Annotated in this window: 17 protein-coding genes; 15 read left to right on the plus strand and 2 right to left on the minus strand. The window is 60.9% G+C overall.

Translation table 11 applies throughout. The features are described from left to right. Positions 1-26: 26 nt before the first annotated feature. Positions 27-875: an IclR family transcriptional regulator gene (locus tag P9875_RS10790; RefSeq protein WP_374106449.1), complete on the minus strand. Its 849-nt coding sequence runs from the start codon at positions 873-875 to the stop codon at positions 27-29. A 256-nt stretch (positions 876-1,131) separates the two neighbouring features. Here P9875_RS10790 and xsc point away from each other — a divergent pair, with 256 nt between their 5' ends. From xsc to P9875_RS10845, 11 genes are all read left to right on the plus strand, one after another. Further along, positions 1,132-2,886 (plus strand): sulfoacetaldehyde acetyltransferase, encoded by a 1,755-nt coding sequence (gene xsc / locus P9875_RS10795; protein ID WP_278318363.1) that lies wholly within the window; start codon positions 1,132-1,134, stop codon positions 2,884-2,886. A 279-nt stretch (positions 2,887-3,165) separates the two neighbouring features. Beyond that, a complete protein-coding gene (locus tag P9875_RS10800) occupies positions 3,166-3,591 on the plus strand; it encodes a nuclear transport factor 2 family protein (RefSeq protein WP_051959513.1) in 426 nt (141 codons plus the stop codon). Positions 3,592-3,616: 25 nt separating this feature from the next. Beyond that, complete coding sequence (locus P9875_RS10805) at positions 3,617-5,056, plus strand: NAD(P)/FAD-dependent oxidoreductase (protein WP_278318364.1); 1,440 nt, start codon at positions 3,617-3,619, stop codon at positions 5,054-5,056. 118 nt (positions 5,057-5,174) lie between these two features. Further along, positions 5,175-6,236, plus strand: a complete 1,062-nt coding sequence (gene tauA, locus P9875_RS10810) for a taurine ABC transporter substrate-binding protein (RefSeq protein ID WP_423221835.1) — start codon at positions 5,175-5,177, stop codon at positions 6,234-6,236. 84 nt (positions 6,237-6,320) lie between these two features. Next, positions 6,321-7,136, plus strand: coding sequence for a taurine ABC transporter ATP-binding protein (locus tag P9875_RS10815; protein ID WP_035828937.1), 816 nt, complete (start codon positions 6,321-6,323; stop codon positions 7,134-7,136). A gap of 79 nt (positions 7,137-7,215) precedes the next feature. Then, entirely contained in the window at positions 7,216-8,010 is a 795-nt protein-coding gene (locus P9875_RS10820) for an ABC transporter permease subunit (protein ID WP_051959683.1), read from the plus strand. Positions 8,011-8,288: 278 nt separating this feature from the next. Further along, positions 8,289-9,716 (plus strand): amino acid permease, encoded by a 1,428-nt coding sequence (locus P9875_RS10825; protein WP_099402675.1) that lies wholly within the window; start codon positions 8,289-8,291, stop codon positions 9,714-9,716. Next, positions 9,709-10,929 carry a molybdopterin-dependent oxidoreductase gene (locus P9875_RS10830; protein ID WP_278318365.1) on the plus strand — a complete coding sequence of 407 codons (1,221 nt, stop codon included), beginning with the start codon at positions 9,709-9,711 and terminating at the stop codon, positions 10,927-10,929. Before P9875_RS10825 ends, P9875_RS10830 begins: the two co-directional genes overlap by 8 nt. A 10-nt stretch (positions 10,930-10,939) precedes the next feature. Beyond that, positions 10,940-11,551 (plus strand): c-type cytochrome, encoded by a 612-nt coding sequence (locus P9875_RS10835; protein WP_099402677.1) that lies wholly within the window; start codon positions 10,940-10,942, stop codon positions 11,549-11,551. 298 nt (positions 11,552-11,849) lie between these two features. Then, entirely contained in the window at positions 11,850-13,313 is a 1,464-nt protein-coding gene (locus P9875_RS10840; RefSeq protein WP_278318366.1) for a glycoside hydrolase family 19 protein, read from the plus strand. A 103-nt stretch (positions 13,314-13,416) separates the two neighbouring features. After that, positions 13,417-15,744 carry a chitinase C-terminal domain-containing protein gene (locus P9875_RS10845; RefSeq protein ID WP_278318367.1) on the plus strand — a complete coding sequence of 776 codons (2,328 nt, stop codon included), beginning with the start codon at positions 13,417-13,419 and terminating at the stop codon, positions 15,742-15,744. A gap of 72 nt (positions 15,745-15,816) precedes the next feature. Here the strand turns inward: P9875_RS10845 and P9875_RS10850 are convergent, their stop codons facing one another. Then, the gene (locus P9875_RS10850) at positions 15,817-17,085 is read right to left on the minus strand and encodes a maltoporin (RefSeq protein ID WP_278318368.1); all 1,269 of its coding nucleotides are present in this window, start codon (positions 17,083-17,085) and stop codon (positions 15,817-15,819) included. A 310-nt stretch (positions 17,086-17,395) separates the two neighbouring features. On the opposite strand from P9875_RS10850, the gene P9875_RS10855 reads away from it, so the two are divergent. From P9875_RS10855 to P9875_RS10870, 4 genes are all read left to right on the plus strand, one after another. Then, positions 17,396-18,700: an ABC transporter substrate-binding protein gene (locus tag P9875_RS10855; protein WP_278318369.1), complete on the plus strand. Its 1,305-nt coding sequence runs from the start codon at positions 17,396-17,398 to the stop codon at positions 18,698-18,700. Positions 18,701-18,802: 102 nt separating this feature from the next. Next, positions 18,803-19,663, plus strand: a complete 861-nt coding sequence (locus P9875_RS10860; RefSeq protein ID WP_035826515.1) for a carbohydrate ABC transporter permease — start codon at positions 18,803-18,805, stop codon at positions 19,661-19,663. 10 nt (positions 19,664-19,673) lie between these two features. After that, positions 19,674-20,492, plus strand: a complete 819-nt coding sequence (locus P9875_RS10865) for a carbohydrate ABC transporter permease (RefSeq protein ID WP_035826517.1) — start codon at positions 19,674-19,676, stop codon at positions 20,490-20,492. 30 nt (positions 20,493-20,522) lie between these two features. Further along, positions 20,523-21,569, plus strand: coding sequence for an ABC transporter ATP-binding protein (locus tag P9875_RS10870; RefSeq protein ID WP_219313367.1), 1,047 nt, complete (start codon positions 20,523-20,525; stop codon positions 21,567-21,569). Position 21,570 lies beyond the last annotated feature (1 nt).

A 21,570-nucleotide genomic window follows, 5' to 3' on the forward strand; every position in this document is an offset into this window, starting at 1 on the left:
AAACCGCAGCATGGGCGCTACGGCGGTTATGTGTGAGTTGCGGAATTACCGGTTTGCAATGCGTCGTCGTCCCCGCCCGTCGTCGGCATGGTTTCCGATTCGATGGCGGCCAGGGCTTGCGCGGCGCGCTGCAATGCTGGCAAGAAATGTAAAGCCTTGTCGTGCGTCAAACGGATGATGGGCGCCTGGATGGCCACGGCCAGGTTCGAGCGGCCGTTCGGGTTCGGCACCAGCACGGCCACGCACAGCAGGCCGGGCAGGAATTCCTCGTCGTCCAGCGCATAGCCGTTGCGGCGCACCAGTTCCAGTTCGCGTTCCAGCTTGACGGGGTCCGTTTCCGTCTTGTCCGTAAAGCGCGTCAATTCCATATGGCCCAGCAGGCGGCGCCGTTGTACGGGCGTCATTTGCGCCAGGAACAGCTTGCCGCTGGACGAGCAGTGGGCCGGCACGCGCGAACCGGGATGCAGGTAGAAGCGCAGCGGCGCCGCCGTTTCCACCCGGTCCAGGTACACCACTTCGCTGCCGCTGAAGGCCGTCAGGTTGCAGCTTTCGCCCACTTCCTCGACCAGCTGGCGCAAGACCATGCGGCGGGCGCCATGGAAAGTGTTGTTAATCAAGAGGTTCGACGCCAGGCGGCGCAGGCGCACGCCCGTGCTGTAGTGGCGACCATCGCTTTCGCGCTGCAGCACGCCCACGCTTTCCAGCTGTTGCAGCATGCGGTGCAAGGTGGGTTTTGGTAGACCCGTCTCTTCCACCAGCGCTTGCAGCGACAGCAACTGGTCTTTTTCGGCAATCACTTCCAGCAAGGCAAACAAACGCATCGTGGGCGTGTCGCCTTCCAGTTTTTCCGGCTCAAGTTTTGGGGATGAAATCATGTCCATGGTGGCCTCGGTTGTCTGTCTGAGTGTTATTTCATTTTCGAACTCAAATTGTACCGTTTCCTCGAAATTCTGTTTGACTTTTGATTGCTGAACGCTTAAATTGAATTGTATATCAAATTTCGGAACAAAATATACCGTTTTTTGATAATTTAGACGAAGCTTATCACCACAGACCAGGAGACACCCATGAATGACATGACCGAGCAAAAAGCCGCCGCCGCAGTGCCCCCCCCCCACCGGCCCGCAAAAGATGACGCCTTCCGAAGCGTTCGTGGAAACCCTGGCCGCCAATGGCGTGACCGACATGTTCGGTATCATGGGCTCGGCCTTCATGGACCCGATGGACATTTTTGCCCCGGCCGGCATCCGTTTGATCCCCGTCGTGCACGAGCAGGGCGCCGGCCACATGGCTGACGGCTATGCCCGCGTCTCGGGCCGCCATGGCGTCGTCATCGGCCAGAACGGCCCCGGCATCAGCAATTGCGTCACCGCCATCGCCGCCGCCTACTGGGCGCACACCCCCGTCGTGATCATCACGCCGGAAACGGGCACCATGAGCATGGGCCTGGGCGGCTTCCAGGAAGCGAATCAGCTGCCGATGTTCGAGGAATTTACGAAATACCAGGGCCATGTGACGAATCCCGCCCGCATGGCGGAATTTACGGGCCGCTGCTTTGACCGCGCCATGTCGGAAATGGGCCCGACGCAACTGAATATCCCGCGCGACTATTTCTATGGCGAAATCAAGGCGGAAATCCCGAAACCGAACCGCCTGGATCGCGGCGCCGGCGGCGAACAAAGCCTCAATGATGCGGCGGAATTGCTGGCCAAGGCCAAGTTCCCTGTGATCATCTCGGGCGGCGGCGTCGTCATGGGCGAAGCGATTGAAGAGTGCAAGGCGCTGGCCGAACGCCTCGGCGCACCCGTCGTCAACAGCTATCTGCACAACGACTCGTTTCCCGCCAGCCATCCGCTGTGGTGCGGCCCGCTCGGCTACCAGGGTTCCAAGGCAGCCATGAAACTGATCGCCCAGGCCGACGTCGTCGTGGCCCTCGGCTCGCGCCTGGGACCGTTCGGCACCTTGCCGCAGCACGGCATGGATTACTGGCCGAAAAACGCCAAGATCATCCAGATCGATGCGGACAACAAGATGCTCGGGCTGGTGAAAAAGATTTCGGTGGGCATCTGCGGCGACGCCAAGGCGGCCGCCAAGGCGATTATTGCGCGCCTGGATGGCAAGACGCTCGACTGCGATGCGACGCGCGACGAGCGCTACGCCACCGTGCAAGCGGAGAAGGCGGCATGGGAAGAGGAATTGACGAACTGGACGCACGAAAAAGATGCGTACAGCCTGGACATGATCGAAGAACAAAAGAAAGAGCCGGGCAGCTATCTGCACCCGCGCCAGGTCTTGCGCGAACTGGAAAAAGCCATGCCGGAAGACGTGATGGTATCGACCGACATCGGCAACATCAACTCGGTGGCCAACAGCTATCTGCGCTTTGAAAAGCCGCGCAGCTTCTTTGCGGCCATGAGCTTTGGCAACTGCGGCTATGCGTTTCCGACCATCATCGGCGCGAAAGTGGCCGCGCCGCACCGTCCGGCCGTGTCGTATGCGGGCGACGGCGCCTGGGGTATGAGCTTGATGGAAACGATGACCTGCGTGCGCCACAACATTCCCGTGACGGCCGTGGTGTTCCACAACCGCCAGTGGGGCGCGGAAAAGAAAAACCAGGTGGATTTCTACAACCGCCGCTTCGTCGCCGGTGAACTCGACAACCAGAGCTTTGCCGAGATCGCGCGGGCCATGGGCGCCGAAGGCATCACGGTCGACAAGCTGGAAGACGTGGGGCCGGCGCTGAAAAAGGCGATCGACATGCAAATGAATGAAGGCAAGACCACCATCATTGAAATCATGTGCACGCGTGAATTGGGCGACCCGTTCCGCCGGGATGCGCTGAGTAAACCTGTGCGTCACCTGGACAAATATAAAGATTACGTTTGATGTGATGGTGTTGTTGGATTACGCCCTCTGGGTTAATCCAACCTACGCCACTGCATGTGCGTAGGTCGGATTAGCCGGGCGCAAGCCCGGCGTAATCCGACACAGCGCTGTGTCGAAATTCTCACACATTGTCACTTCTTCATCGCTATTTCAATAAAGAATACAAAACGTCCCGGTATTTGGATTATTTGATTTGACAAGCCCAAGCATTAAGCTTAAATTCAATAAAATACTAAAAAACGGAACGAATAGTACCAAATTCGACTCACGGAGACAAAAATGAACACACGAGTACCTACCGACGCCGTCACCACCGCTGTCACTACTGACTTCCTGCAAGCGTTCGGCGATGCCTGGAACCGCCATGATATCGACGCCCTGATGGCCGCCATGGCCGACGATTGCGAATTCCACGCCGTGGCCGGCCCTGACTTGCTGGGCAAGAGTTTTATCGGCCGCGACGCCGTGCGTGCCGGTTTTGAGCTGGCCTGGCAAACCTTCCCCGACGCGGCATGGCTTAACCCCGTGCACTTCGTCAGCGGCGAGCGCGGCGTGACGGAGTCGACCTTTGCCGGCACCAAGGCGGACGGCACGCGCATCGAAGCGCGCATGGTCGACATTTTTACTTTCCGCGACGGCAAGATCGCCGTGAAGAACGCTTTCCGCAAGGATCGCCCACCGGTCGTCACGGCTGCCAAAGCCTGAGCCAGTACGTTCACCAGGAATGACCATGAACAAACCTGTCGACACCCCATCTGACGTACTGGGCAACAGCACCGCCGCCCGCACGCCCTACGATCCCGCCTTCGATCCGCTGGTGGCCCAGCGCCCCGGCCACGGCAATGCCTACGCGCCCACCTACTGGATCGGCACGGCCGGCGAGCCGCCCGCCGACGACGGCCCCATCACGCATGACATCGACGTTGACGTGGCCATCATCGGCTCGGGTTTTACCGGCCTGTCCTGCGCCATCTTCCTGGCCCAGGAACACGGCATCAAGGCCACCGTGCTGGAAGCGAACCGTGTCAGCTGGGGCTGCAGCACGCGCAATGGCGGCCAGGCGCAATGCACGACGGGCCGCCTGAAGCGCTCGCAGTGGATAGACCGCTATGGGCTGGACACGGCCCTGAAACTGCACACGGAAGTGTGCGACGCGATGGAAACGTTCAAGAAGATCACGGCCGACATCGATTGCGACCCGCAGCCGGGCGGCCACCTGTACATCGCCCACAAGGCGAAAGCCATGCCCGCGCTGGAAAAGGAAGCCAAGATCATGCGCGAGATCTTCAAGTACGACGCGCGCATCCTCGACGCCGACACCGTCAAGCGCGAGTATGTGGACGACAAGGAAGCGGCCGGCGCGCTGCACGAGCCGGAAGGCATCGGCATCCACGCGGGCAAGCTGGCCTTCGGCTACTTGCGCAAGGCGCGTGCGCTGGGCGCCAAGGTACACCCGTCCAGCCCGGTGATGGGCTGGGAAACGCGCAACGGCGTGCATTATCTGCAAACGCCGGGCGGCGTCGTGCGCGCCCGCTCCGTGGCCGTGGCCACAGGCGGTTACACCTCGCCGCACTTGCACCCGCAAGTGAAAAACCGCTTGCTGCCGATTCTGTCGAACTCGCTCGTCACGCGTCCGTTGACCCCGGCGGAAATCGCGGCGTGCAATTTCCGTACCCACCAGGTGATCACGGATACGCGCATCCTGCGCCACTACTACCGCTTGATGCCGGACAACCGCGTACAGATCGGCAGCCGCAGCGCCATCACGGGCGCCGACGCGCCGGACGAGAAATACAAACAGTTTTTGATCAACGATCTGCACCGCAAGTTCCCCGCGTTGACCGGGATCGGCATCGATTATTCGTGGTGGGGCTGGGTCGACGTCAGCCACGACATGATGCCGCGCATCGTGCAACCGGATCCGAAGCAATCGATCTTCTATTCGCTCGGTTACGGCGGCAACGGCGTGATGTACTCGGCGCAGGCGGGCCGGCGCATGGCCGAGCGCATCGCGGGCAAGGCCAGCGACACGGGCTTGCCGATCTTCAATTCCAAACTGCCGTATCCGAACATGATGGAACTGGTCGAGTCGCAAGCCTTCGCCCCGTTCCGCCGCCTGGGCCAGCGCTTCCTGTACCGCTGGTATCACTTGAAGGATGAAGTGTTTTAAATAGCAGTAGCCGTACCAAGCCGCCGTATGGTTGACAAAGAGCAACCAGCGGCGCCTGTTCCGCAAGGAGCAGATATTGCCCGAACGTTCACACATAACAATAAACTTGGAGTGAGACATGAACACGATTACGAGCAAAACCCCGAGCAAAACGGTTTTTTCAACGATGCGCCGCGCCATTCTCGGCACCCTGGTGCTGGGCGTAGTGGCGGCCTCCAGCGGTACCGCCTTTGCGCAAAGCAAGGAAGTGACGATTGCCTACCAGGAAATCAACGGTCCCTTCCTGGTGGCGATCGCCAGCGGCGAAGTGGAAAAAACCACCGGCTATAAAATTAACTGGCGCAAGTTCGATTCGGGCGCCAAGGTAGCCACCGGCATGGCGTCCGGCGACGTGCAGATCGGCGTCATCGGTTCCAGCCCCCTGACGGCGGCCGTCAGCCGCGGCGTCGACCTGCAGCTGTTCTGGATCATCGACGATATCAATGAAGCCGAAGCGATGGTGGCCCGCAATGGCGCCGGCATCACCAAGCCGACCGACCTGCGCGGCAAGAAAATCGCCGTGCCTTTCGTTTCCACCACGCACTTCCACACCATGTTCGCGCTGGAAACGTGGGGCATCAAGCCCACGGAAGTGAAATTGCTGAACATGCAGCCGAACCAGATCGCCGCTGCCTGGGAGCGCGGCGACATCGACGCGGCCTTCGTGTGGGACCCGGCCTTGAGCAAGCTCAAGCAAAACGGCAAGGTGCTCGTCACCTCCGGCGAATTGAGCAAGAAGGGCAAAGCCACGTTTGACGGCATGGCCGTCGAGCGCGGCTGGGGCGAAGCGAACGCCGACTTCATGGCCAAGTTCGTCAAGGTGATGGCCGCTGCCGACGCCGACTACCGCGCCAATCCGAAAGCGTGGACCATCGATTCCCCGCAAGTCAAAGCCAACGTCAAGCATTCGGGCGCGGCCGCCAAGGACGTGGCCGCTTCCGTGGCCCTGTACGCCTATCCATCGCTGCAGGAGCAGGCGTCGCCGGCCTGGCTCGGTGGCGGCGCGAAGGGCGGCGTGGCGCAAGCCTTGCTGGCCACGGCGCAATTTTTGAAGGGCGAAGGCAAGATCGACACCCTGGCAACAGATTACGCCAAGTATGTGACACCCAGGTATGCACAGGCCGCCGGCCTGCTGAAGTAAACGTTGTGCGATGGCGCGCCTGCGGGCGCGCTGACTGAACAGAATGCGTTGAACTGAAGTGACTACACCTATGCGGGGCACATGATGGAAAATCTCTACGTCAAGGATGTCAGCGTGATTTATCCGGGCAAGACGGCCGGTGAACGCGTACATGCCTTAAATAATATCAATCTCACCATCAATAGCGGCGACTTCGTCGTCGCGCTCGGTGCCTCGGGTTGCGGCAAGACCACTTTGCTGAGCCTGATGGCGGGCTTTATCGCTCCCTCCAAGGGCGAAATCATGTTGGGCAGCAATAAAGTGGAAGGGCCGGGCGCCGACCGTGGCGTCGTGTTCCAGAAGCATGCCTTGCTGCCATGGCTGAACGTGATGGAAAACGTGGAATTCGGCCTCAAGCTGCAAGGCGTGGCGAAAGCCGTGCGGCGCGAACAGGCGGCGAAAAACCTGGCGCTGGTGGGCTTGAAGGACTTTCACGACAATATGATTTATCAATTGTCGGGCGGCATGCAGCAAAGGGTGGGCATCGCCCGCGCCCTGACCAGCAATCCCGCCATGTTGCTGATGGATGAACCGATGGCGGCGCTCGATGCGCTGACGCGCGAAACCATCCAGGAGTTGCTGCTCGATATCTGGGCCAAGTCCAGCACCATGTTCTTCTTCATTACCCACAGCGTCGACGAGGCGCTGTTCCTGGCGAACCGGCTGATCGTCATGTCGCCCCGTCCGGGCCGCATCACGCACACGTATGAACTCGATTTCAACAAGCGTTTCCTCGAATGCCGCGATGCGCGCGCCGTGAAATCGAGCCCGGACTTCATCAAGATGCGCGAAACGGTGCTCAACATCATTTATGGCGACGAGCGCGCTGTCAATAAAGAGCTGGAGGTGTCTCATGCATAGCCCATCCGCCGTGGGATTTCCTCCCGCCACCGCCAAGCGCGCCGGCTTCTTTGGCCGCCTGTTCGCTCCCCGCTGCGCCATGCCAGGCGAAGCGTTCGGCGCGCCGGGGCAGGGCAATTCCAGCCGCATCGCTACCGTCACCGTCATCGCTGTGCTCTTGCTGTGGTTCGGCGTGACGGCCAGCGGCATGGTCAAACCGCTGTTCCTGCCGTCGCCGCAAGCCGTCTACGAGAAATTCATCATGGCGGCCACCACCGGTTTCGGCGGCGCCACCCTGTGGGAACACACGGTCGCCAGTCTGGTGCGTGTGTTCGGCGCTTTTGGCCTGGCTTGTTTGTTCGCCATTCCCATCGGCGTGATGATGGGCGTCAACCGCGTGGCGCGCGGCATCTTCGATCCCTTGATCGAGTTCTACCGCCCGCTGCCGCCGCTTGCTTACTTGCCACTGGTTATCATCTGGTTCGGCATCGGCGAGTTTTCGAAGGTCTACCTGATCTTTCTGGCCATCTTCGCGCCGATGGCGATTGCGGCCCGCGCCGGCGTCAGCTCCGTGTCGCTGGAGCAAATCCACGCTGCGTATTCGATGGGCGCCACCCGTTTCCAGGTCATCGTGCACGTGATTTTGCGTGCTGCGATACCGGAAATTCTCACCGGCATGCGCATCGGCATCGGCGTGGGCTGGACCACCCTGGTGGCGGGCGAAATGGTGGCGGCCACGCGCGGCCTCGGTTACATGGTGCTGAGCGCTTCCGAGTTCCTGGCCAGCGATGTGGTGATCATGGGCATCATCGTGATCGGCTTCTTTGCTTTCCTGTTTGATTTGATGATGCGTTACCTCGAACGTACCCTCGTGCCATGGAAGGGCAAGGTGTAAGACGTTCCCGGGAGTGGCGCGCACGCCACAAGTGTTGCCGCCGCTCCTTTTTTTTAGCAACCCTCACTGTACGTAACCTCCAGCGCGCTTGCCCCTTGGCTGCCGCGCCGGGCCGCTGCATTTCCAGATTGACTTATGGAATGCGGCCAACCAGACTGATTCACACGATGTATCGATGCTGCTTGACGGTGTTGCCTAAATAAAACAAAGCCGCGCGGCAAGAACAAGCCGCAGCAGGCAGGGCGCACCGGGCTTCAGAGATTTTCAGGAGACAAAACATGATTAGCGAATCGCATAACAGTACCGGCTTGCAGCACTCGCTCAAGCAACGCCACATGAGCATGATCGCCATCGGCGGCGTGATCGGCGCCGGCCTCTTCGTCGGCAGCGGCGTCATCGCCAAGGCCGCCGGCCCGGCCGCCATCCTTTCCTTTCTGCTCACGGGCGGCCTCGTCGTCCTGATCATGCGCATGCTGGGCGAGCTGGCTTCGTCCCTGCCCGTGGTCGGCTCCTTTTACGAATATGCGCGCCTGGCCTTCGACGACAAGCCGAAAGTGTCGAAATTCCTCGGCTTCATGAGCGGCTGGATGTACTGGTATTTCTGGGTCGTTGTCGTGGCGCTGGAAGCCATCGCCGGCGCCAAGCTCGTCAACTTCTGGCTGCCCGACGTGCCGTCGTGGTCGATCAGCCTGGTGCTGCTTGTCTCGATGACCATCCTCAACCTGTTCTCCGTGAAAGCGTTCGGCGAATTCGAATTCTGGTTCGCCTCGATCAAGGTCGTCGCCATCATCGTCTTCCTGTTCGTCGGCGCCCTGTTCATCACGGGCAGCTTGCCCAACAGCATCCCGACCCTGGGCTTTTTGACCAGCAACGGCGGCTTCATGCCGCACGGCTGGGGACCGGTGCTCAGTGGCGCCGTCGCCGCCACGGCCTTTTATTCGGGCGCCGAGATCGTCACCATCGCCGCCGCCGAAACGTCGGATCCTGCCAAGGCCATCGCCCGCGCCACCAATTCCGTCATCACGCGCGTGCTGATGTTTTATGTCGGCTCCATGTTTGTCGTCGTCTGCATCGTGCCCTGGGATTCGCCGGCCATCGCCACGCCATTCGTCAGCGCCCTGACCGTCATGAATATCCCGTACGCGGCCCACATCATGAACGCCATCATTCTGACGGCCGTGCTGTCGGCTCTGAACTCCAGCCTGTACGCCTCGTCGCGCATGATCTTCGCGCTGACGCGCCGCGGTGACGCCCCCACGGGCCTGGTCAAGCTGAGCAAGAATGGCGTGCCGATCCGCGCCATTTTGTTCAGCACCTTGTTCGCCTATTTCGCCATTGCCGTCTCGTATGTGTCGGCCGACCTCGTATTCCCCTTCATCGTCAATTCCTACGGCATCCTGATCCTGTTCGTCTACCTGCTCATTGCGATATCTCAATTGCGTTTGCGTCGCCGCCTGGAACGCGAATGCCCGGAACGCATCAAGGTGCGCATGTGGCTGTTTCCCTACCTGACGTATTTCACCATCATCGCCATGCTGGTGATCCTGGGCGCCATGAGCGTGTCGTCCGATACGGAGCAGCGCGTGTCGTTCTGGTTCGGCCTGTTGAGCGTAGTCATCCTGAGCGTCATGTACTACATCAAGAAACTGGTCAACGACGACCGCAACGGCGACAACGAAGCCAAAGTGGAGCTCAAACATGTCTGACACGACCTTGTTGCCCGCAGGCCGGCGCCGCTTCCTGCGCACGACGGCCGCCCTGGGCGCCGCCGCCGTGGCCGGCCCAGCCTTGGCGGATTCCATCACTTTGCCGTTTGAAAATGGCGAGCGCGAACTGGTGGCCTTCCCGCAAAAGCGTCCGCTGATCCTGCTGACCAGCCGTCCGCCCCAGCTGGAAACGCCGTTCAGCGTGTTCAATGAAGGCGCGATCACGCCCAACGACGCGTTTTTCGTGCGCTACCACTGGAGCGGCTTGCCCACCAGCATCGATGGTGGCAGTTACCGGCTGCGCATAGCCGGCCTCGTCAAAACGCCTTTGGAATTGTCGCTGGGCGAGCTGAAACAGCTGGCCGCGCCCGTCGAGGTGGTGGCCGTGACGCAATGTTCGGGCAACAGCCGCGGCTTCTTTGCCCCGCGCGCGAACGGCGGACAGCTGGGCAATGGCGCCATGGGCAATGCCCGCTGGACGGGTATCCCCCTGAAAACCGTGCTGGAAAAGGCCGGCATCGCGGCCAGCGCCGTGCAAGTGGCCTTCAATGGACTGGAAACGCCGCCCGTGGGCGACGGCCCCGATTTCCAGAAAGCCCTGTCGGTCGAGCACATCATGGCAGGCGACGTCATGCTGGCCTGGGCCATGAATGGCGAGGACATTCCTTTCCTGAACGGCTATCCGCTGCGCCTGATCGTGCCAGGGTTCTATGGCACTTACTGGGTCAAGCACCTGAGCGACATCACCGTGCTCGACAAGCCGTTTGACGGCTTCTGGATGAGCACGGGCTACCGCATTCCGGACAACGGCTCCGGCTTCATCGAACCGGGCGCGCCCGTGGGCAAGACGACGCCGATCAGCCGCCTCAACGTGCGCTCGTTCATTACCAGCGTGCAAGATGGCGCGCAGGTGAAAGCGGGGCGCGACCTGGCGCTGCGCGGCATCGCTTTTGACGGCGGCCAGGGCATCAGCGAGGTGAGCGTATCGGTGGACGGCGGCCAGACGTGGCAGGAAGCCAAGCTGGGCAAGGACCTGGGACGCTTTTCGTTCCGCGAGTGGACGATGGTCATGAAGGCGCCGCGCAAGGGCAAGCATGTGCTGATGGTGCGCGCCGTCAACCGCATCGGCCAGAGCCAGCCCATGAAAGCCCTGTGGAATCCCATGGGTTATATGCGCAACGTGGTGGAAACCACGCACATCCAGGCAGTCTGAGGAGAACCATATGAAGATCTTGTTTGCCGCGCTGGCACTGTCGGCGGCGGGCGGCGCGTGCGCGCTGGAAATCCATTTGCCACCGGAAACGGCGACTTATAAACCCAGCGAATTGCCCGGCTACCAACTGGTGCAGCGCAACTGCATGACGTGCCACGCGGCCCAGTACGCATCGAGCCAGCCGCCCGCTTCGCCGCGCGCCTACTGGGAAGCGACCGTCAAGAAAATGAAAAAGCCATTCGGCGCCCAGTTTGACGACGCGGACATGCCGGCCATGGTCGATTACCTGGTGAAAACCTATGGTGCGGAACGGGGCGCGGCCACCCTTGCTGCTGTGGCCGCGAAGTCTGTTGCTGCTGCACCGGCCGCCAGCGGCAAGGACGTGAAAACCTTGCTGGCGACGAACGGCTGCATGGCTTGTCACGCGCTCGACCAGAAAGTGGTCGGCCCGGGTTTTACCGAGGTGGCAGCCAGGTACAAGGGCAAGGATGGTGCCGCCGCCGTGGCGGCCAACATCCGCAGTGGCGGCGCCGGCAAATGGGGGCCCGTGCCCATGCCGCCGTTCAGACAGCTCAGTGCAGCCGACGCGGCCAGTCTGGCGAAGTACGTGCTGAACAGATAAGTTCGTCCCGGACGCGCAGCAACCCTTAATACCACTTGCCGCCGCCCATCCTGCGCGGTATTGCCCGCTGCCATTGCGCAGCGGGCTTTTTTTACTTCCCCCATTCGCCGCTGCATCGCTTGCCAAAGCAACAATCCTCAGCACTGGTATTGTAAAAAACACCGTTATACAAAACCACTTGACTACCAATTTAGGGCGTCGCATTCTCTGTGCAGAAAGCCGACGCTTCGCTGTGCTTTCTTTACGTACAACATAAAAAGCTACTTCGATAGTTTTCGTATAACGTTCAGGAGACACTGTGAAGACACGGCAAATTAGCCGGCTGGCCTCGCCTTTGATGGCTGGCCTGCTGGGCAGCGCGCTGCTCGCTTGCGGCGGCAATTCCACCACCGAACCCCCATCGACCCTGCTGGCCGCCACGGCCGCCAGCGACAGTTGCGCGGCCTGGAGCGCCAGCGCCGTCTACACGGCGGGCCAGTGCGCCGTCTATGACGGCAAGGTGTACCGCGCCAAATGGTGGGTGCAGGGCACGGCGCCGAACAACGACCAGTGGGGACCGTGGAGTCTCGATACGAGCACGCCAACCCCGACGCCAACGCCCACTCCAACGCCGACGCCGACGCCGACGCCGACGCCGACCCCGACGCCCACGCCCACGCCCACGCCAGGCGTGCCCACCAAGGCCCAGGCCGAGGCCAACGAGGCGGCGCTGACGAACAACGATTTCTTTCGCAAGGTCAAGGCGTCGATCCGCACCCTGGGCAATGCGGCCGTCGAAGCCGTCCAGCCTGGCCTGGCCAGCAATCCGCTCAACGTCAAGCGGGTCGAACGCCTGCTGCCGGCGGCGAAGTGGGATTACTATTTTGCCGCGCGCGACGCCAGCTACACGTACCAGCGCTTCCTGCAAGCCGTGGCCAAGTTCCCCGCCGTGTGCGACGACTACAGTAACGGACGCAATGCGGACGCCATCTGCCGCCACAGCCTGTCCACCATGTTCGCCCATTTTGTGCAGGAAACGGGCGACCATAACGCCAGCAGCCCGCTGCCGCAATGGCGCCAGGGTTTGAAGTATTTGCGCGAGCTGGGCTGCGACGAAACGGGCGCCGGCTGCGGCTACAACGTCGAGTGCGCCGATCCCGTCTTCAACAAGGTGTGGACCTGCGGCAAGAACGCCGACGGCAGCTTCAAGAAATATTTTGGCCGCGGCGCCAAGCAGTTGTCGTACAACTACAACTACGGTCCCTTTTCGCAAGCCATGCATGACGGCGATCAATCCGTGCTGCTGAAGAACCCGGACCTGGTGGCGTCGACCTGGCTGAACCTGGCCTCGGCCACGTTTTTCTTTGTCTATCCGCAACCGCCGAAGCCGTCGATGCTGGATGTGCTGGACGGTACGTGGGTGCCGAACGCGGCCGATACGACGGCGGGTGCGGGCAATAACTTTGCCACCACCATCATGATCATCAACGCCGAATGCGGGCAGGGCACGGAAAAGCAGGCCGCGCAAAACCGCATCGATTACTACAAGCAATTTGCCGCCGACATGGGCTGGGATTATTCCGGCGAACAACTGTCTTGCGCCAACATGCAACGCTTCACCCCGGCCAGTTCCGCTTCCTACAACATTTATTGGGAAAAGAACTGGAGCGCCGGTGGCGACAATCAATGCCAGCTGGTCAGCTATCAAACCCCGTACAGCGCCTTGCTGGCCGGGAACTACGTGAAATGCGTGGAAGCCAACTGGAATGTGAAGTTGCAGTAGCAGCAAAAGCAGGACCAGCCAGCCAGGGATAACAGTTGACAAGAGCCCCTTCAGGGGCCTGCAACAGCTCTCGATGTAAAACCATAACGGAGACCAATACAACATGAAATCGAATGCATTATTGATGGCCCTGCTCAGCGGCGTACTCGTCGCTTGCGGAGGCGGAGGCCAGGACGGTACGACCGCCACCCCGAACACCTTGCTCGCCGCCGTCGAAGCGTGCGCCGTCTGGGATGCCGCCACCGTCTACACGGGCGGCCAGTGCGTGCTCTACCAAGGCGTCACCTACAAGGCCAAGTGGTGGACGCAGGGCAATGTCCCCAGCGCCACGGACCAGTGGGGCCCATGGGCCGTGACGGATACGCCGACGCCAACACCGACGCCAACGCCAACGCCAACGCCGACCCCGACCCCGACGCCAACGCCGACACCGACACCGACACCGACACCGACCCCCACAGCTTGCCGTCCTGACGGCCTGATCTCGGCCGTGCCGAATGTGCCGTACTGCAAGGTGTACGATACGAATGGCCGCGAAGTGCTGAGCAATGGCTTGAACCGGCGCATCGTCGGCTACTTCGCCAGCTGGCGCACGGGCGTCGATGGCAGCCCGACTTACCTCGTGAATAACCTGCCGTGGGACAAGATCACCCACCTGAACTATGCGTTCGCTTCCGTCGACCCGGCCACGTCAAAAATCGCCATCGGCAGCGGCGCGGCCAATCCCGATACGGGCCTCACATGGCCGAACGTGCCGGCCGCCGCCATGGACCCGTCGCTGCCGTACAAGGGCCACTTCAACTTGCTGTCGCAATACAAGAAGAAGTATCCAGGCGTCAAATTGATGATATCCGTGGGCGGCTGGGCCGGCAGCGGCGGCTTCTACACGGCCACGACGAACGCGGATGGCAGCATCAATACGGCCGGCATCAATACCCTGGCCGATTCCATGGTGGCCTTCGTGCGCCAATATAACTTCTTCGATGGCGTCGATGTCGATTACGAACACCCGACCACCAACAATGAAGCGGGTAATCCGAACGACTTCGCCGTCTCGAAGCCGCGCCTGGCCGGCCTGATGACGAGCTATAACCTGCTGCTGAAAGTACTGCGCCAGAAGCTCGACGAAGCGGCCGTGCAGGACAATAAATACTATCTGCTGACTATCGCCGGTTCCGCCTCGGGCTGGGTCTTGCGTGGCGAAGAAAACATGTCGGGATTGAAATATCTCGATTACGCCAGCCTGATGAGCTATGACTTGCACGGCGCATGGAACCAGTATGTGGGGCCGAACGCGGCGCTGTTTGACGACGGCAACGATGGTGAATTGCGTGCCGGTAACGCCTACCAGTTCCAGAACATCGGCTACCTGAACACGGACTGGGCTTACCGCTACTACCGGGGCGCCATGCAGGCGGGACGCATCAATATCGGCGTGCCGTTCTACACGCGGGGCTGGAAGGATGTGACGGGCGGCACGAACGGCCTGTGGGGCACGACGCCACTGATCAGTTCCACTGTCACCTGCGCCGGCACCAAGACCTGCGGCACGGGCGCCACTGGCATCGACAACGTCTGGTACGACCTGGACTCGCAGGGCAACCCCACGCCGGGCGGTGGCAACCCCATCTGGCATGCGCTGAACTTGCAGAACGGCATCGTTCCAAGCTACCTCGATGCGTATAAAGTCACGGACAAGGCGCTGGTGGGCAGCTATGTGCCGTATTACAGCAGTACCATGGTGGCGCCGTGGCTGTGGAATGCGACCAAGAAAGTGTTCATTTCCACGGAAACCACGCAATCGATCGCGGCCAAGGCCCAGTACATCGTCAACAACAATATCGGCGGCGTGATGATCTGGGAAATGGCGGGCGACTATGCCTGGGATGCCACGCGCAACAGCGGCAAGGGCGAGTACTTCATGGGTACCACCCTGACGGACGTGCTGTACCAGGCTTTCCGCACGGCTGGCGTGTATGGCAACAAGCGCGCCGAAATCGCCATGCCGGGCACGGCGGCCAACGTCAGCATCACCCTGGGCGGATGGAAGCTGGGCGACAACAACTTCCCCATCAATCCCGTGATGACGGTGAAGAACAACACCACGTCGACCCTGCCGGGCGGCACCGTGGTGGAGTTCGACTATCCCGTGTCGGCACCGTCGGACATGAGCGACCAGTCCGGCTTCGGCTTGACGGTGATCAATGCCGGCTACACGGGGCCGAACAATATCGGCGGCTTTACGAAGAACTACAACCGTGCCCGCTTTGCGATTCCCGCCTGGCAATCGCTGGCGCCGGGCGGCTCCGTGGCGCTGACCCTGAACTACCGCTTGCCGATCTCGGGACCGGCCAACTACACGGTCACCGTGGGCGGCACCAAGTATGCGTTGACGCAGGAGTATCCGGAACTGCCGGTGGCGCTGCCGTAAATTGGTGATGCCGTAAAGTAAAAGGGCGGAACCGAGGTTCCGCCCTTTTTTAGTTTTTACCGCTGATTCCGTTTAGAACCAGGTTTCTACCTGGAAACCATACGAGGTGCCGCTGGTATTGTTGTTGTAGATCGGGCCGCCGTTGTTCGACGCATTGACCGAGGCGGTAGCCGCATCGTTCCATTTGCCGTAGGTGACGAAAGCGCGCAGTTCAGGACGCGACCACAGGCCAGGACCGGCCGAGATCGTCGGGGCGATGGTCAGCTTGGTCAAGCGCTTGGCCGGCAGGCCGCCCGCTTGCGTCACGCGGTCCGTGCCCAGTTCGCCCACCAGCTTGAAGTTGTCGGTGAAGGCATACACGGGACGCACGCCGACCGAGGTCCAGGTCGAGGAACCGTTGGCGTTCGACTCGTCTTTTTGCCACAGGGCGACGAATTCCATGCCGAAGTTGGCCATCGGCTGGATCGCCATGTCATTGAAGATACGCGTGCGTTTCACGTCCGAACCCAAACCGGTGTCGCCCGAAGCGCCGAACTGTGCGCCCTTGCCGGTGCCGGGACCGACGCCGTACTGCACGCCGAAGGTATTGCCGCCGCCAAACACTTTACCTTGACGGTGGAATGCCGACAGCTGCCAGCCGTTATTGCGCTTACCAGTGATGACGTCATCCTTACCTTCGCCGATGATGTAGGTCGCGGCCAGGTCCAGCGTGCCGTTTTCATTGACGGGAATCTCGCCAAAGATGAAGTTCTGGCGCACGGCCGATTTGGTGTTGACGCCGCCGTTCGGCAACGGGACCTTGACGTCGTTGTCCTTGAAGAAGGCGTACGAGAATTTACCCGGTCCTGCAGGAATGCGGTCCAGGCCGGCGCCCGTGCCGTTCATGTTGATGTACTGCAAGTCCAGCATGTGGATGTCAGGACGGTAGTAGAAGCGCTTACCTATCCAGGCCGTGCCGCCGTTCAGGAAATCGAGTCCCTGCGCTTCGACATAGGCCTTGACGATGCCCAGTTTGTTGTCGCCGAAATCCGAGTTTGGCGCGTAGGCGTTGACCCAGATGGTGGCCAGGTAGTTCACGCCGCCGGACTTGGCGACGGACTTGGTGTAGCCGAATTCCGTGTAGGCGTCGCACTCATTGCCCAGACGGTATTTCATGGTATTGCCACCCAGGCCGAAGCAGCCTTGCGAACCGCCGTCGCCCGAGGTATTGCTGCCGGCGCCAGCGCGCAGGTAGCCATGGAAGCCTTCGGCGTCACTTGGGTACATGGGGTCGGCCATGGCGGAAGCGCTGGCGAGGGCCAGGATGAGGGCAGGTAAGGTTTTCAATGCAGTGCGGTTCATGCGGTCTCCAGAAGAATGTAGGTGGTAACGGTGGCGCCCAGGGGGACGGTCACCGCACGCGGTCTAATGCCGAAAACCAAGTCTAGCAGCGCTTTTTTAACCACCCTGATACAAAACGTGCAAGTGCTGATACTTTCTTTCAGAGTGTTGTTTTTGCCACATATCGATACTCTTGCGCATGGCAGGTTTGCAAAGGAGTATCGAATTGCGGTTTTGGAGTATCAGAAAGTATCAAAGTCCGGTGCTACATTGTGGTCGTGGTGCCAAGTACCTGAGCATTGCCAACGACAAAAAACACTGGAGACACACAATGAAACGTTCCGCCATTGCCGCGCTGATCGCCGGCTGCCTCAGCTCGTCCGCTTTCGCCGCTACCGACCTGGTCATCGCGACCGTCAACAACGGCCACATGATCGAAATGCAAAAGCTCAGCAAGTTCTTCGAGCAAGCCAATCCCGACATCAAGCTCAAATGGGTGACCCTGGAAGAGGGCGTCTTGCGCCAGCGCATGACCACCGATATCGCCACCAAGGGCGGCCAGTTCGACGTGATGACCATCGGCCTGTATGAAACGCCCATCTGGGGCAAGAAAAACTGGCTGATCCCCATCAAGCCGGACGCCAAGTACGATATCGACGACTTGCTGCCCGCCATCCGCGAAGGGCTGTCCGGCGACGGCAAGCTGTACGCCTCGCCGTTCTATGGCGAAAGCTCGATGATCATGTACCGCAGCGACCTCGTCAAAAAAGCGGGCGTGACGATCGAGGACCGCCCAAGCTGGAACCAGCTGCGCGACGTGGCGGCCAAGCTGCACGATCCGGCCAACGGCGTGTACGGCATCTGCCTGCGCGGCAAGCCGGGCTGGGGCGACAATATGGCCCTGATCACCACCATGGCCAATTCCTACGGCGGCCAGCTGTTCGACATGAAATGGAAGCCGCAATTTACCAGCAAGCCGTGGAAAGACGCGGTCACCATGTATGTCGACCTGATGAAGAAATACGGCCCGCCGGGCGCGGCCGCCAACAGCTTCAATGAAAACCTGGCGCTGTTCAACCAGGGCAAGTGCGGCATCTGGATCGACGCGACGATTGCCGCCTCCTTCATCACGGATCCCAAGCAAAGCAAAGTGGCCGACAAGGTGGCGTTTGCCCAGTCGCCCGTCGGCGTGACGGAGCGGGGCGCCAACTGGCTGTGGATCTGGTCGCTGGCCATTCCAGCCAGCTCCAAGCACCCGAATGAAGCGCAGCGCTTCATCAACTGGGCCACCTCGCCCGACTACGTGAAACTGGTGGCCAAGGAAACGAGCTGGGCCAACGTGCCGACCGGCACGCGCAAGTCGACGTATGCGAGCCCCGAGTTCCAGAAAGTGGCGAAATTTGCCGCCGCCGAAGGCAAGGCCCTGGCCACCACGCGCGCCGTGCAAAGCACCTTGCCGCCATCGCCGTACGTGGGCGTGCAATTCGCGTCGATTCCCGAATTCCAGGTGATCGGTGTGGCGGCCGGCCAGCAGATGGCGGCAGCATTGTTGGGCAAAGTGACGGTGGACCAGGCGCTGGAATTGTCGCAGCAGACGGCGGAAAGAGAAATGCGCAAGGGCGGCTACTACAAATAACGCAGCGTCCTTGTCGAGTAGTTTGCTTACCCCAACGGCGTAAAGCAGGGGTCAGACCCGCCGGGTCTGACCCCAGATTTCACCTTGTCCCAAGAGAATCCTATGAAACGCATTATCCCCCGGACTTTGCTGACGCCGGCCGTGGTCGCCGTCTCCGTCATTTCCGTGATCCCGCTGTTGATCACCCTGTATTACGCGTTCGTGCGCTATTCCATGCTCGATCCGAGCGGCCATCCATTCCATGGCCTGGACAATTTTCACTTTTTCTTTACGGATGCCTCTTTCCTGCCGGCATTGCAGAATACCTTCACCCTGCTGTTTTCCGTGATGCTGATCACGGTGGTGCTGGGCACGGCGCTGGGCTTGCTGATCAATGAAGCGTTCCCGGGACGCGCCATCGTGCGCGTGCTGCTGATTTCGCCCTTCCTCGTCATGCCGGCCGTGAATGCCCTGATGTGGAAGAACATGCTGCTCAACCCGATCTACGGCCTGTTCGCGCAGATCAGCCTGTTCTTTGGCGCCACGCCCGTCGACTGGCTGTCGGCCCACCCCCTGTTTTCCATCATCATGATGGTCTCGTGGCAATGGCTGCCGTTCGCCTGCCTGATTTTCATGACGGCCCTGCAATCGATGGACCGGGAACAGCTGGAAGCGGCGCGCATGGATGGCGCCACGTATCTGCAGCAGCTGCGCTACCTCTACATTCCCCACCTGGGCCGCGCCGTCTCGGTGGTGCTGATGATCGAGATGATCTTTTTGCTGTCGATCTTTGCGGAAATCTTTACCACCACGGGCGGTGGTCCAGGTTTCGACACGACCACCATCACCTTCATGATTTACCAGCAGGCACTGTTGTCGTATGACGTGGGAGCGGCCTCGGCCGGCGCCCTGTTCGCCGTGCTCATCGCCAACATCGCCGCCTTCTTCCTGATGCGCGTCATCGGCAAGAATCTGTCGAAATAAGGAGACCTTGATGCATAGCAAACTCAATCTATATGGGCGCACGGCCGCCGCCTGGCTGGTCGCGCTGCTGCTGTTCTTTCCCATCTTCTGGCTGGGCCTGATGGCCTTCAAGACGGAAGGGCAAGCCATTTCCACGCCGCCGCTGCTGTTCTTCACGCCCACGCTCGACAGCTTCCGCGAAGTGCTGGCGCGCGACAATTACTTCGGCTACGCGTGGAACTCGCTGTTTACCAGCGTGCTGTCGACGGCCATTGGCCTGTTGATCGCCATCCCGGCCGCGTATTCGATGGCCTTCTTTCCCACGGGCGGCACCATCGGCTTGCTGAAATTCATGCTCAGCTCGCGCTACATGCCCGGTGTGGGCGCCCTGATGCCCATCTATATCTGCTACCAGTATTTCGGCCTGCTCGACACGCGTATCGGCCTGACCATCATGTTCATGCTGATGAATTTGCCCATCATGATCTGGCTGCTGTACACGAGCATGAAGGAGCTGCCGCGCGAAATCCTCGAAGCGTCGCGCATGGATGGCGCCACCGTGTGGGATGAATTCCGCCACGTCGTGCTGCCCCTGTCCGTGGGCGGCATCGCTTCCACGGCGCTCGTGTGCATGGTGTGGTCGTGGAATGAATCGTTCTGGTCGCTGAACCTGGGCGCCTCCAACGCCGGCACCCTGGCCTGGCTCATCGCCTCATATTCCAGCCCGGAAGGCCTGTTCTGGGCCAAATTGTCGGCCGCGTCGCTGATGGCGATTGCGCCCATCATGGCGCTGGGCTGGTTCTGCCAAAAACAACTGGTCCAGGGTATGACCTTTGGCGCAGTCAAGTAGCATCGAAAACAAATCAGAAATGAGACAATCATGGCTTACCTTCAACTGAGCAATATCGAAAAATTCTTTGGCGAGCACCGCGCCATCAAGGGCATCGACCTGGAGATCAAACAGGGCGAGTTCGTCGTCTTTGTCGGACCGTCCGGCTGCGGCAAATCCACCTTGCTGCGCCTGATCGCGGGCCTGGAGCCGATCGACGGCGGCAAGCTGTCGCTCGACGGGCGCGACATCACCAGCGTGCCGTCATCGAAGCGCGACCTGGCGATGGTCTTTCAATCGTATGCGCTGTATCCGCACATGACGGTGTTCCAGAACATGTCGTTCGCGCTGAAACTGGCCGGCGTCGATCCGGCCATCATCCGCGAGAAAGTCGACAAGGCGGCCGCCATCCTCGACCTTGGGCGTTACCTGGAGCGCACGCCGAAGGAACTGTCGGGCGGCCAGCGCCAGCGGGTGGCCATCGGCCGCGCCATCGTGCGCGACCCGAAAGTGTTCCTGTTCGATGAACCGCTGTCGAACCTCGACGCGGCCCTGCGCGTGCAGACGCGCATCGAGATCGCCAAGCTGCACCGCGAACTGGGCGCCACCACGATTTACGTCACGCATGACCAGGTCGAAGCGATGACCCTGGCCGACCGGGTTGTGGTGCTGCGCGATGGGCAGATCGAGCAGCATGGCTCGCCCCTGGAATTGTATGACCGTCCCGCGAACCGCTTTGTCGCCCAGTTCATCGGCACGCCCAGCATGAACGTGGTGCCGGCCGATGCGGCGCCGCAGTTGCTGGCGCAGGCGGGCAGCGCGGCGCAGGCGGACGGCTTTGTCGGCATCCGCCCGGAACACGTGCACTTGGGCGCGGCGCAGCCAGGCAGCGTGCCCGTCACCGTCGATCTGGTGGAGTCCCTGGGCGTGGAAACCCTGACCTATGTGCGCTTGCCGAACAACGTGCAGGTGGTGTCGCGCGGCGCGGAGCGCAGCAGCCTGCAGCCGGGCCAGCAGACGCATCTGACGTTCGAGCCGGGCTTCGTCCATTATTTTGACCGCGCCGGCAAGACCTATGCCGCCGCCAAGGGAGTTTGAA

It is taken from the genome of Janthinobacterium rivuli (assembly GCF_029690045.1).
GTDB classification, from domain to species: Bacteria; Pseudomonadota; Gammaproteobacteria; order Burkholderiales; family Burkholderiaceae_D; genus Janthinobacterium; species Janthinobacterium rivuli.